This is a genomic window from Trinickia sp., from assembly GCF_035492435.1.
Lineage (GTDB): Bacteria > Pseudomonadota > Gammaproteobacteria > Burkholderiales > Burkholderiaceae > Trinickia.
Window position 1 is genome coordinate 1 of the sequence record NZ_DATJJF010000146.1, and the last position, 13,024, is coordinate 13,024.

The 13,024-nt window shown below is 59.8% G+C and carries 12 protein-coding genes; 6 read left to right on the forward strand and 6 right to left on the reverse strand.

Annotated elements, in window-relative coordinates; all coding sequences use genetic code 11:
• A partial coding sequence (locus tag VL598_RS11165) for a M20/M25/M40 family metallo-hydrolase (RefSeq protein WP_325326780.1) occupies nt 1-252 on the forward strand: 252 nt, incomplete at its 5' end.
• 3 nt (nt 253-255) lie between these two features.
• On the opposite strand, the gene fliG is transcribed toward VL598_RS11165, so the two are convergent.
• From fliG to VL598_RS11180, 3 genes are all read right to left on the reverse strand, one after another.
• Nucleotides 256-1,254 carry a flagellar motor switch protein FliG gene (gene fliG / locus VL598_RS11170; RefSeq protein ID WP_325326781.1) on the reverse strand — a complete coding sequence of 333 codons (999 nt, stop codon included), beginning with the start codon at nt 1,252-1,254 and terminating at the stop codon, nt 256-258.
• Nucleotides 1,244-1,495: a hypothetical protein gene (locus tag VL598_RS11175; RefSeq protein ID WP_325326782.1), complete on the reverse strand. Its 252-nt coding sequence runs from the start codon at nt 1,493-1,495 to the stop codon at nt 1,244-1,246. Before VL598_RS11175 ends, fliG begins: the two co-directional genes overlap by 11 nt.
• A 433-nt stretch (nt 1,496-1,928) precedes the next feature.
• Nucleotides 1,929-2,825, reverse strand: coding sequence for a LysR substrate-binding domain-containing protein (locus VL598_RS11180; protein ID WP_325326783.1), 897 nt, complete (start codon nt 2,823-2,825; stop codon nt 1,929-1,931).
• A 126-nt stretch (nt 2,826-2,951) separates the two neighbouring features.
• Here VL598_RS11180 and phnX point away from each other — a divergent pair, with 126 nt between their 5' ends.
• Both phnX and VL598_RS11190 read left to right on the forward strand, forming a co-directional pair.
• Nucleotides 2,952-3,815 carry a phosphonoacetaldehyde hydrolase gene (gene phnX, locus VL598_RS11185; protein WP_325326784.1) on the forward strand — a complete coding sequence of 288 codons (864 nt, stop codon included), beginning with the start codon at nt 2,952-2,954 and terminating at the stop codon, nt 3,813-3,815.
• Nucleotides 3,816-4,013: 198 nt separating this feature from the next.
• On the forward strand, nt 4,014-5,420 hold the full coding sequence (locus tag VL598_RS11190; RefSeq protein ID WP_325326811.1) for an MFS transporter: 1,407 nt from the start codon (nt 4,014-4,016) through the stop codon (nt 5,418-5,420).
• Between the two features lie 87 nt (nt 5,421-5,507).
• Here the strand turns inward: VL598_RS11190 and VL598_RS11195 are convergent, their stop codons facing one another.
• The gene (locus VL598_RS11195; protein WP_325326785.1) at nt 5,508-6,842 is read right to left on the reverse strand and encodes a squalene/phytoene synthase family protein; all 1,335 of its coding nucleotides are present in this window, start codon (nt 6,840-6,842) and stop codon (nt 5,508-5,510) included.
• 19 nt (nt 6,843-6,861) lie between these two features.
• Nucleotides 6,862-8,178, reverse strand: a complete 1,317-nt coding sequence (gene oxlT / locus VL598_RS11200) for an oxalate/formate MFS antiporter (protein WP_325326786.1) — start codon at nt 8,176-8,178, stop codon at nt 6,862-6,864.
• A gap of 1,323 nt (nt 8,179-9,501) precedes the next feature.
• On the opposite strand from oxlT, the gene VL598_RS11205 reads away from it, so the two are divergent.
• The 3 genes from VL598_RS11205 to VL598_RS11215 all read left to right on the forward strand — a co-directional run bounded on the left by VL598_RS11205 (nt 9,502) and on the right by VL598_RS11215 (nt 11,529).
• Nucleotides 9,502-9,867 carry a response regulator transcription factor gene (locus VL598_RS11205; RefSeq protein WP_325326787.1) on the forward strand — a complete coding sequence of 122 codons (366 nt, stop codon included), beginning with the start codon at nt 9,502-9,504 and terminating at the stop codon, nt 9,865-9,867.
• Between the two features lie 418 nt (nt 9,868-10,285).
• Nucleotides 10,286-10,501 (forward strand): hypothetical protein, encoded by a 216-nt coding sequence (locus tag VL598_RS11210; RefSeq protein WP_325326788.1) that lies wholly within the window; start codon nt 10,286-10,288, stop codon nt 10,499-10,501.
• A gap of 233 nt (nt 10,502-10,734) precedes the next feature.
• Nucleotides 10,735-11,529: an aldolase gene (locus VL598_RS11215; protein WP_325326789.1), complete on the forward strand. Its 795-nt coding sequence runs from the start codon at nt 10,735-10,737 to the stop codon at nt 11,527-11,529.
• 49 nt (nt 11,530-11,578) lie between these two features.
• Here the strand turns inward: VL598_RS11215 and VL598_RS11220 are convergent, their stop codons facing one another.
• Complete coding sequence (locus tag VL598_RS11220) at nt 11,579-12,889, reverse strand: Nramp family divalent metal transporter (RefSeq protein WP_325326790.1); 1,311 nt, start codon at nt 12,887-12,889, stop codon at nt 11,579-11,581.
• Nucleotides 12,890-13,024: the final 135 nt, after the last annotated feature.

Genomic DNA, 13,024 nt, shown 5'->3' on the forward strand with positions numbered 1-13,024 from the left:
GCCATGCTCGAGGTCATCGAGCGCGGTTGTGCCCATGTGGCGGCCGGCGCGGGCGAGCCATCGCCGCTGCGCTTGACCTCGGGCGCGTTCCACGACGCGATGTATATCGCCGAGTTGTGCCCCGCCGCGATGATCTTCGTACCGAGCCGCGACGGGATCAGCCATAACGCGGCGGAGTACACGGAGCCTCGCCATGTTTATCTGGGGGCGCGCGCTCTCGCGTACGCCGTAACGGATCTGGCGTGCCGTTGACGCTCAACCCACGTAGGCGTCTTCCGCTTTCTTGCCAATAATGATCTGACCATTCTCAGCAAGCGTGCGCACCGTCTGCAAGATGGCGCGCTGCCTTTCTTCCACTTCGGAGACGCGCACCGGGCCGCGCGCATCGAGATCTTCGGCAAAGAGCTCGGCTGCCCGGTTCGACATATTCGCCAAGAATTTTTGCCGTAGCTCGCTGCGGGCGCCCTTGACCGCAATAATCAGTGTTTCGGACTCGACTTCCTTCAAGAGCAATTGAATTGCGCCGTTGTCCAGATCGAGCAGATTCTCGAACGTGAACATCTTGTCGACGATCTGCTGAGCAAGCTCCGGATCGTATTCGCGCACATTGTCGAGAACGCTCTTCTCGTTGGCGCTTTGCATGAAGTTGAGAATTTCCGCTGCCGCCGTGACACCGCCGATGGCGCTGCGCTTCACATTGTCGCCACCCGAGAGCAGATCTCTCATTGACTCGTCGAGTTCGCGCAGCGCGGCGGGCTGGATCCCGTCGAGGGTCGCAATGCGCAAGAGCACGTCATTTCGCAACCGCTCGGTAAAGGCCGAAATGATTTCACTTGCATGGTCGGGGTCGAGATGCACAAGAACCGTGGCGATGATCTGCGGGTGCTCATTCTTGATCAACTCAGCCACCGCGCCTGCATCCATCCACTTCAGGCCTTCGATCCCGGCTGTATCGTTTCCGCCGAGTATGCGTTCGAGCACCGGGCCGGCCTTGTCGGTGCCGAGCGCCTTGACCAACACCGAGCGAAGATAATCATCGGAGTCAAGGGCGAGCCCGGTATGCGCTTCGGCATCCTGAGCGAAGAGATCCAGTGCTTCGCCGACTTGCACTCGCGTGACGTTTTTCAACGCCGCCATGGCAGCGCCGATCTTTTGTACTTCCCGCGGCTCCAAGAAACGAAATACTTCTGCGGCTTCCTCTTGGCCGAGCGCCATCAGCAAGACCGCGCTTCGGTTGATTCCTTCAGCGCTCATCAGCCATCCATCCCTTGATAACAGCGGCTACATATTTTGGATCTTGACGTGCGATAAGCGTCGCGCGCTGATCGAGCGGTACAGACGTCTCTTCTTGCGGCAGGCTATTGCGCTGCGGCATGACGGACACGGCGGATTGCTGGTCCTGCGTGCTCCACTGAGACACGAACCGCTGGGCGCGATCAACCTCTGCGGCCCACTTTGCAAGTTGAAGATCCAGCCGCTTATCTACGTTTTTCATCCCCGAACCATTCTTTGTCGTAGGTCATAGGCAGACTTAGGCAGACTGAGCGCAACGTGAAACCTCCCATGGAGGCGGCACTGTCTGTCGCGACCTGCTTGTAGGCGCTTTCGCGAACCCTAGCGTTGCCATTGATTCATTAACGGCGCAGATATCGGCAACTTTAGAGATGCATCGAAAAATGTGTACTGGTCATCGGGTTGCCTTGTGCCGGTAATATGGCTTAAGCGCAGCGCTTAATGCGCGCGGTGCGATATCTCTATTACGCGGCTTCCCCGAGATTTTGTTCATCGCATGGATCTTGCTGCGCGGCGTTGATTAATTGGGCACGCTTATGAAAGCTGCAATCGTCGGCCTCAATCTGCGATACAACGCCCCCTCGGCCGCACCGGCGTCTAGCCAGCCATTTGTGCCCTCGGCCGATTTGCTGCGTTCAATATCGGGCGGCGGGAGCCACCACCGGCGGTTGGCCTAGTGCTGAAACGGCATCGAAGAACGAAGCCACCAGCCGGCTCTCGCGTCGTTCGCGAAGACAGCAGACGTGAATGTGCGTCGTCACGGGGTCTCCTGCGATTCGCACTGCCCGTAACCGTTCGTCGGGTACGTACTCCGACTTTGACACCGTTCCGACGCCGAGCCCTCGTGCCACGGCTTCACGCAGCGCTTCCCGGCTGCCGATCTCCATTGCGATGTTGGCCTCTGCGCCGATTTGCGCCAGTGCGTCCTCGAGGGCCTTACGTGTTGTCGACCCGGGCTCGCGCATCAGCAAAGGTTGGGCCGCCAGTTCCGTCAGCTCGATTGTGTCGCGCTTCGCAAACGGATGGCTCGCATGGACGAATGCAATGACCGGGTAGCGCGCATACGGCCACATGCAATAGCGTTCATCCGCAAATGTTTTCGCAATGACGCCGACGTCGCAGGCATATTGGTCCAGGTAGCGCAGCACCAATTCGGAATTGCCAAGGGTGACCGAGAGGTGGATATGCGGATGCATCACGTGATAAGCCTCGATCATCTCCGTGACGTGAAACGGCCCGACGGCGCCGATCTTTAGCGAGCCGTGCCGGAAGGCACCGCTGTCACGCAACAAGGACGTGGCGTCGGCCTCGAGTCCGCCGATCTGCCGGGCCAGTGGCAAAAAGCTCAGACCGACCGACGACAGTTCAACGCGCCGGCCCCGCCGAAAGAAGAGCTCCACGCCGTGTTCCTGCTCCAGCGTCTGGATTTGTGAAGTGATCGTCGTCTGGCTGGTCGAAAGCGCGCGTGCGGCAGCTGTGAAGCCGCCATGCTGGACAACGGCGAGAAAAGCGCGAATCTGCGTGAGCGTCATCGTGTTCTATCCATCGAATAAATCGTTCGAATCATTGGTAATCAACGGGTATTTCGATCATAGACACGTCACGTGTCAAATTTATGCTGTTGCGCAGACTGTCTTGTCATCTATATTCGATTAAGCATGCAACAACGTAACGAAATCCTTTCTGTTGACGCAGCCGATTCCCATCGCCGCACATACACCGGCCCCGTCACCACGGCAATCTTCGACTGGGCAGGGACCGTCATCGACTTTGGCAGCATCGCCCCGGTGGCGTCGTTCCGTCAGGTCTTCGAGGAGGCCGGTGTGCCCATCTCCGAAGCCGAGGCCCGCGCACCCATGGGCGCGGCGAAGCGCGAGCACGTCGCCAAGATTCTTGAGAACCCGGACGTGCGCGCGCGTTGGCACGCGGCGCTGGGTCAATCACCGCAAGAGCGCGACGTCGATGTGCTTTATGCAGAATTCCTGCGCGTGGACGAGCTCAATGTTTCACGTCACAGCGCCCTCATTCCCGGGGCGCTTGAAACCATCGCAGCCCTGCGTGCACGTGGCATCCGCATCGGCAGCACAACCGGCTATCCGCGTGAAGTGATGGTCAACCTTGCGCCAATTGCGGCCGAGCGCGGTTATCGGCCCGATCACCTTTGCACCGTAAGCGACGTGGCACGCGGTCGCCCGTGGCCCGATATGTGTCTGGCCAACGCGTTGGCGCTTGGCGTGCCGAATGTGCGCAGCTGTGTGGTGATCGACGACAGCCCGACCGGCCTCGAGGCCGGCCTCGCTGCGGGAATGTGGACGGTGGGTATTGCCGCGACGGGCAATGAAGTGGGCATTTCGCTCGATGAGTGGGAAAAGCTCGGCAGCGCCCAGCGCATGGAGCTCGTCGCGCCGGCGCGAGAGCGGCTCGCACGGGTGGGCGCGCACTTCGTCATCGACAGTATTGCCGACTTGCTGCCTGTCATCGACGAGATTGAAGCGAGGCTCGCAGCTTCCGTCGCGCCATAAGGCGCTGCGCCAACCGAGGTGTCCGGAGCCACTCACCGTTGTCCAGCACATCCTGGTTGGCGGCTCGATCGAGCTGTAAATCGAGCTGTATCGACTTCGAGCACACGCGATCGAAGGCGATCCTCAAAGAATAGTTAGGAATCCTTAGTGAATTCGAAAGGTATCATTGAAACGGACGCGCTGACACGGCTCGACAACATGCCGTGGACACGTTTTCACACGCTCATGATCGTTGCACTCGGTGTGGGTTGGGCGCTCGACTCGTTCGAGACCAACATCATCGGCAGCGTGTTCGGCATATTGAAAGCTCAGTGGCATTTGAGTGCGGCCGAGGGCTCGATGGCGGTCAGCATCTGGGTTTTCGGCATGTTGGTGGGCGCGATCGCGTTCGGCTACCTTGCAGATCGTTTCGGCCGTAAGAAGCTCTTTCTCGCGACGTTGCTCTGGTATGCGACTTTTAGCGTGGCCACGGTGTTTTCGTGGAACTACGAGTCGTTCCTGTTTTTCCGCGCGATGACCGCACTCGCCGTGGGCGGTGAATATTCAGCCGTGACCGCGACGATGGGCGAGTTCATTCCGCGGCGTCATCGCGGCAAGACCGATTCGCTGATTCTGTCGGGCTTCCCGGTGGGGGCACTGCTTTCCGCCGCGGTTTCTTATTTCGTGCTGAACCACGTGAGGCCCGAGATTTCCTGGCGCATCGGTTTCGGTTTCGGCACGACGATGGCGTTGATTTTCTTCTGGATTCGCCGGGTGATTCCCGAGTCGCCGCGCTGGCTGCTCCAGCAGGGCCGCGTCGGCGAAGCTGAGACCATCGTCGAGGCGATCGTTGCCAGTGCGCAGGCCGCGGGCGTGCCGCAATCGTTGCGCGATCAGGCTGCGCGTCGCTATGCGCGCGAGCGCGTCACAATGAGGCAACCCGCGTTCTGGCGCAACGTGCAGCAATTGTTCGGCGCGTATCGCCTGCGTTGCGCTCTCGCGAGCGCGCTCAATTTCTCGCAGGCTGCGATCGTGTACGGTGTACTTTCGCTCATGGCGTTGATCATCCTCCCGTATATGAAAGTGCCGGCTGCCGCGATGCCGCTTTACTACCTGTACGGCAATGCTGCGGCACTTTTGGGCGGGCTGACTGCTGCCGTTCTAGTAGAAAAGTGGGGCCGGCGCCCCTCGCTTTTTGCGAGCTACACCTTTACGACGCTCGCTATCGTCGTGATCTACATCATGCATACGTTGCCGGGGATGGTGTTCGGCTATTGCCTGATCCAGTTTGGCGTGACATGGGCGTACATCACGGGTTACGTGGTGTCGTCCGAGATCCTGCCCACGCAGATCCGAGCGACCGGCCTCGGCGTATCCGTCGCCGTTGGCCGATTGGGCGCCGTGATTGCGCCGATCATGCTGACCGACCTGTATGCGGCGTCGGGCACGCCGTCGGCTGCGCTGGTTGGGCTGTTGGTGCTGGCGATACCCGGTCCGCTCGCCGCTCTCCTGTGGTGGATGCGCGGTCGCGAGACGCGGAATCTGTCGCTCGAGGAAGGTAGCAATCAATCGCCCGAGTTGGTGTTCCACCAGTCTGGCGCCGTGGGCGACGCTCGATCGGCTTGAGACAACGAGCGCGCTGCCGACGACGACTATCGTTCGCCGGCAGCGCGGACGCCGGAGCATCGCTCGGTGCGGGTGCGAACGTCCTCGTCACCCACTCGCGAGTCTGGCTTCTATCCGCGCGATGACCCCTTCGGCCCGGCGCAACAAAAGGGGATTTGAAGGCACCGCAGCGAGCGAAACAACGATCGAACAAACGCTGATGCGCTGCAGTCTCGACGTGTGTTTAGCCGCAAGCCACGCTTCGCTTTCGACAAGATGCAACAGCGTATTCAAGCCGATCGCGATCACCCCCGCACATGCAAGGCGCGCATGCACTGACAGGTGGGCAATCGTAAGCATGTGCCGGAGACCCGAGCGATAATGCGCCAGCGCTGCATATACGAGTTCCGACAAAATGGGCCAAGCGCGTGACGACGCGTCCGGCAGCAACAGATCGTGAGGACCGATGCGAGCCTGTTCCAACAGCGCCCGTGGAAAATAGCAGCGGCCGTCGCCCAAATCGCTGGCGCCATCGCGCAGCACCCTAGTGATCTGCAGCGCCTTACCCAAGCGCACGCCCAGTTCGATCCATTTCTCGCGTTCGCCGCGGAGCGGTCTTGGCGCATCGGCATAAGCCATCTTCGCCCAAAACTCGCCGACACAGCCGGCCTTCAAGTACGCATAGCGTTCGAGCTCCGCCATGTCCCGCAGCGCCACGACGCACCCGGCATGCGTCCCGGGAAAAGCGCGCACGTCGAACTGTACGGCTTCGATGCGCGTTGCGACGCACAGGCTCACTGCGCGGCGGTCTTCGGAGTCGAGCTGCGCGAATGCCGCGAGGACGGAATCGATCGATTTGAGGAGCCTTATTTCGCCGGGCTCCGTCTGCGCCCAGGCGGCATTCTTGATCCGCGAAAATACACATTCGTGTGCCTCGCCGCTTACCGCTACGTGCAGCGCCGATAACAGATCGAGCCGCTCGCTGTGCGAGATCGGCGATGCGTTGGCAATACCGGATGCCGCGCGCCCAAGCAAATACGTAATGCCCATTGGCGCGCGTATCGCGGCTGGGAGTACACGCAGCGTCAAATAGGCAGTGAGTGAAACGGATTTGAGCAAGGCGCCGAGTACTACCCCCCGAATGGAAGTCAGCCCGGCGTTCGAGCGCCCACATCGACGAGACAGCTTGATCGCGGCCGCATGCAGGCTGCCGCCACGCCGCAAAACGCCGACCCCCATCCTGCGACTCTTGTATCTGCACGACGTATCGGCGGTGGCTCGAAGCACGAACATCTCGCCGAACGCAACGTCGTTGAAATCGATGGGGTTGGCTCCCGAGCCTTCTGAGTCGTCACGAGTGTCGCGAATGCCCCGCATCCCGCGGCGGCGTTCGACGCGCGGCGGTTTGGCGCCGCGCGTCTGATTGGCCGCCCTCTTTCGCATAAGTAGCGGCTCCATGCGGTCAATCCTGAACCGGGCTCCCTGCGTACGGCAAATCAGACGCAGGGGTGGCGTGCCGCTGCTGGTGTACGAGGCGCATCGGCTTGAGCACGAGCACCGCCAGGAGTGCCGACAAGGCCGCCATGCCCGACGCGAGCATGAACACGGCGTGCCAGCTGCCCGTTGATGCCGTAATGACGCTTGTGAAAGGTACGAGCAGCGCCGCCGTGCCCTTAGCCGTGTACAGCAAACCGGCGTTGGTCGCGGCAAACTTCGGACCGAACGTGTCACCGCAAGTAGCCGGGAAGAGGCTGTAGATCTCGCCCCACGCGAAGAACACAATGCCGGTCAGCACGACGAACGCCGTCGGACTATGGCCGTAGCGGGACAGCGCCAAGATACCGATTGCCTCCACGCCGAACGCGAGGAACATTGTGTTCTCACGGCCGATGCGATCGGAAATCCAACCAAAGAACGGACGCGTCAGCCCGTTCAGAACGCGGTCGATCGTCAGCGCGAACGTTAGCGCGGGCAGCGTGAGGCCGAGCAGCGATACCGGTGCGTCATGCAGGCCGAAATCCTTCGCGATCGGCCCAAGCTGCGCGGTAGCCATCAGGCCGCCGGCGGCCATCATTACGAACATGGCATACATGACCCAGAAGATGGGCGAGCTCAGCACTTCGCGCGGGCTGGCGTTATAGACGGCGCGGCGTACGGCTGCTCCGGCGTTTTTGACACCAGCCGAAAGACTCGCCGGAGGCGCCGCCAGCGCGAACCCGAGCACGAGCACCACGATCCCCTGGCCGAGGCCGAACGACAGGAACGTTGCTTCATAGCCACTGCTCTTGATCATATTGGCGATCGGCACGACCGTCAGCGCGGATCCCGCACCGAAGCCTGCGGCCGTGATGCCCGCTGCCAGCCCGCGCCGCGTCGGGAACCACTTGAGCGCGTTACCTACGCAAGTGCCATACACCGCGCCAGCGCCAACTCCACCTATCGCGGCTGCGAAGTAAAGCATCGGCAAAGACGCCGCGAACGAATTGATCACCCACGCGATCGCACAAAGCAGGCCACCGCCGACTACGACGGGGCGTGGCCCGTACTTGTCGACGAGGTAGCCTTCAACCGGTACCAACCAAGTTTCGGTGACGACGAAGATAGTGAAGGCCACCTGAATGGCCGCGCGGCCCCAATGATATTTTTCGTCGATGGGGTTGACGAACAGTGTCCAGCCGTACTGCATATTGGCAATCATTGCCATGCAAATAACGCCAAATACGAGTTGTACCCACGGCGACGCCAGAGGTGATGCCCCTCGTGACGGATCGTTGCGCATATCGTCTCCTTTCACATGTTGTGTCCCATGTCCTGCAGGCGTGGCTATATGCCAATTTCGCAGCCTTTCTCCCGTTTTTGGCTCGCTGCCCGCAAACATGGTGTTCATATATAAATGTAAGCAAAGTGAAAGGTCAATCGGGTTTGCACTAGCAATTCAAACGATAAGAAAGTTTTATGAAAGATTTTGGCGGCTCGATAGACATGCAGGGAAGGTCGATCTTCATTGAAATCTGGGCCTGCTCGACCGCTGATTGACGAGCTCGCCGCTAAATATCATACGTTAAGAAGTAATGAATAAGTAATGATGTGTTATTTAAATGAATGGTTGTGCTGGCGTCAGTGGCAAGGCTAGAGTTGTCTTCATCAGTCAGTAAAAGGATCGAAGGCATGGCACAGACGTGCATCGTCGGCTCCTGGCGGCGACGGGGCGCAATGCACAGACCCGATGCCGGGGGCAGACGCGCGGTGGCCGCCGTAGCCGGTTCGTATGTTTCTTCCTGCGATAAAGGGTGAAAAGGCGACGTGCTTTCGTCGTCAGCGAGCGTTGCCGGAAACTGACTCGCCAGCAGGAGTACAGTGCCGGCGTGGCTGGTATTGGGCGCGCTCTTTTTGCGTAGCCGTCCGGTCATACAGTCTGACGAACGGCGAGCCGCGGAATGCAGGCACGATTTGCGTTCGGCTAGATCTGGAACCTAATGGGCATTTCGCTTCAGCCTTGCGATAAGGGAAGCACGTTCGCTCAAGCAGCAATTGCTATCGAGGGAACGAGCGCGTGACGCCGCCTTGAACGCGGTGCGCCGGTGCGCCGCGTAAATGCGTGCGTTGGCACTTCCTCGCGCCTCGGACGATGCGGCCAACGCGCTGTCGATCAATTCCAGCAGCGCCGAGGACAAAGCACTCATCGAGCGCGCGACCCATATACTCGGACCGGGCCGGCGCATCACTCGACCATGCGCCCCCTCGCCGAGAGCCCGACGAATCGCTCTGCCTCAATAAGCCTCGCAGAATGTGCCATCGGAGTGCGTTGGCAATTAACCGTCATAATCGATGGATCCGGAAAAAATGCGCTTTGACGGTATAAATTACCGTGCAAGTAGGTGGCGCTGCGGTCGTTCCGGTAATGCCTCGTTGTTTTATCCCGTATCGCGTTTCCCGATCTTGTCGACAATATGAGAAACCATCCCGCCGAACTTAAATCGAGTTATACGTAAGTATCATCGCGAAAAATTCCGCGTCCGGTTAATCTGCAAGACGCTACTGTGCGGACGGGCGCAGCACTGGTCGTCACTCGTTAGCTAGAAAGGAGGGGGGCGCCAATCTCATGACAGCTATTGTGTCCATCGTCGACGACGACGAAGCCGTGCGTCTCGCGCTAAGCAGTCTTATCCGATCGATGGGGTGGGGGGTGCGCCTATACGAGTCCGCGGAGGTTTTTCTCGCGTCCGGGCAGGTGGCCGACGCCGCCTGCCTGATCTGCGACGTTCGGATGCCGGGCATGTCGGGTGTGGAAATGCATGAGCGCCTGATTTCGCAAGGCATCGCCCTCCCCACGATTTTCATTAGCGGATACCCGACTCCAGCGCTAGAAGCGAAAGTAAGGAGCAATGGGGCGCTGGTGATGCTTGAGAAACCGTACTCGCCGGATGCGATGAGTCATTGGCTTTCAGTGGCCTTGGGCGGCGAATAAATGCAGGCGGGGCGCGGAGTCAATCAGCCCGCAAGGGTGGTTTACACTCGTCCGGACTTGCGTTGTGCGCAAGTACGGCATAACCATACTAACGTATGTTTGTTGTGCCTCTTCCCTGTCACTACCATTCTGCTGTGACGGCTTGACGCGCAAAACTGAGGATGCCACGGCGGGGACCGGCTCGCGGCTCTTTATTCAATCCGAAGGCGAAGGCTGAGTTTTCAAAATTGATTTTCGACGGCTCTGATATTCAGCGGTACTGGCTGCCGTCATCCCGGATCGCTTCAGCGTGGTGCGCTTGAGCCTGTTTTCTTCTTAGGGACGTCGTTTTGCCAGTTGCATCCTGACGCTGACCGCACTCGCATCGGTGTCACGCTTGCAAAATGACGCTTGCATCGATATGGATTGGGAGGTTGCCGTGTTCGCTACGTTGAAACCCAAAGCCATTGTGCTCGATGACCTGCGCAGGCTTGTGGAATGGACGCGCGCCTGGTATGAGGAGGCGGTCGCCGCCAATTTTGTCCACCATCCCTATCAACCCGACGCTGAACTCGCAACGCGCCTTCAGCAATACTTCCATGCAGGGCTTACCCCGGCTGAGGCTGTCGAGCTTTGCTTCGGCATCAAGCACTAAGCACTAAACGCGATGTGAGGCACCGGTCATCGGGTGGTTTAGCCGTCGGATTGTCCGGCCGCGCAGCGAAAATGGCGTCCTGAAACCGAAGTGGGTCCAATTAGGGGGTAGCCAACAACCTGTTCTTTCTAAAATGTCTACAAGGTAAGATGTCAGCGCCAAATTGCACGAGATAAATGCGGCGCCTTATGCTGAACCGGGCACGCTTTCTCAATACACGAGGGAAAACGGCCATGGCTCATACGCTTAGTGTCGAACGAGATCCACAAACTGCACCTTCGCGATATTGCAACCTCGACTCCGAAGAGATCATGCAAGCACGCATCGAACTCGCGGCATGCTTGCAGTTGGCTGCGTTGCACGGCTTCGAAGAGGGTGTCTGCAATCACTTTTCCGCTGTCGTGCCGGGTCATGACGATCTTTTTCTCGTGAATCCCTACGGTTATGCGTTTTCGGAGATCACGGCTTCGCGCCTCTTGATTTGTGACTTCGAGGGGCATGTCATCGCCGGGGAAGGCCGGCCCGAAGCAACGGCCTTCTATATCCATGCACGTCTGCACAAGCGGCTGCCGCGCCTCAAGGTGGCGTTCCATACGCACATGCCCAATGCGACAGCGCTATGTCTGATCGACGGCCCGCCACTGCTGTGGCTCGGCCAGACCGCATTGAAGTTCTACGGCCGTACCGCAGTCGACGAGGACTACAACGGCCTCGCCCTCGACGTATCGGAGGGCGATCGCATTGCCGCTGCAATGGGCGACGCCGATATCCTCTTCCTCAAGAACCACGGCGTCATGGTCGCGGGCGCAACGATTGCCGAGGCGTGGGACGATCTCTATTACCTCGAACGGGCCGCGCAGGTCCAGCTGATGGCGATGAGCACACATCGGCCGCTGAAGCCGGTTGCGCATGATATTGCCCAGCGCACCTACGTGCAGATGCGCGAGGAGGATGCCGAAAGCGCGCGGGCACATCTTGCTAGCGGCATGCGCGAGCTTCGCAGGCGGGGCATCGCGTTCGAGATGTAACCGGTGGCTCAGAAGCCGGCTTCGGCACTCGAGCACACTCAAGCAACGCTCAAGCGTTACCCAGTCCGGGCACGGCTACACCAAACGTCTGCAAAAGAAGCACGACGTTGAGCACAATGATCACCGCCGTCGCGACGACCGCCGCGATGGTCACGGGGCGGCGGTTGACGAACTGACCCATGATGTCCCGCCGGCTCGTGAACACGAGTAGGGCGATCATCGGAACGGGCAACGCAAAGCTGAGCACGGTCTGGCTGTAGACGAGCGCGTCCGTGGCGTTGACGCCGAGCGCCACGACGATGAAGGCCGGCACCATGGTGACAAGTCTGCGAAGGCCGACGGACATATGAAACCCGACGAAACCCTGCATGACCATCTGTCCTGCCATCGTTCCGACCACCGAGCTGGAAATGCCAGATGCGATGAGCGCGATCAGGAACGCGGCAGCTGCTCCCGCGCCGAACAGCGGTTCGAGAGCGCGGTAGGCCGTTTCAATCTGGGCAACGTCCGCGTGAGCGCCATGGAACGCACCGGACGCCATGACGATCATCGCCATGTTGACGAGCCCCGCGATCGTAAGTGCAATCACCACTTCCCAGTTGGAAAAGCGAAGCAGCTTACGGCGGCCTGCATTGTTTCGTGCCGGTGCGCGGTTTTGCGTCAGTCCCGAGTGCAAGAAGATGGCGTGCGGCATGACGGTCGCGCCGAGCATTGCCGCGGCGACAGAAAGCGCACCGGCGTCCGGTAGCCGCGGCACGACGGTACCGCGCACCACATCGTCCCAGGCAACGTCGACCAGGCAAAGCTCGATCACGAACGAGAAAGCGATCGCGACGATCAAGCCGCCGATGATGAGCTCGATCGGCCGGAATCCGCGCTTTTCCGCCGCAAGAATGCCGTAGGTGACGATGCCGGTCACGATCATGCCAAGCGTGAGCGGCATATGAAAAAGCAAGGAAAGACCGATGGCGCCGCCGAGAAATTCGGCCAGATCGGTGGCCATTGCCGCGATCTCGCTTACACCCCACATGGCATAGACGACGGGGCGAGGAAAATGCTCGCGGCTCATCTCGGCCAGATTGCGGCCCGTGACGATGCCGAGTTTCGCCGACAGCGCTTGAAAAAGCATGGCGATGAGATTTGCCGCGGCGACGACCCATAGGAGCGAGTTACCGTACCGCGCGCCCGCCTGAATGTTGGCCGCGAAGTTGCCCGGGTCCATATAAGCGATCGAGGCAACCACCGCAGGACCGGCAAAGAGCAGGGCGGAACGAAGGTTCAAACGGTGCTGCCCAAGCGCGGTGCCAATGGCTTCCGTCGTCTTGTCCGTCATTCCCAATTGCATTTGTGCCGTCGTCATTGCAGACCTCGTTGTGGCTTCCCGCCTTAATTCCGCTTACGACGAATGGTGCCCCGCGTGGCAAAAAAAGAACAATTGAACGTTCCCATCGCGGCAATAAAGGGAGGCATATGTTGCCGCGCTATTGCGCCAATA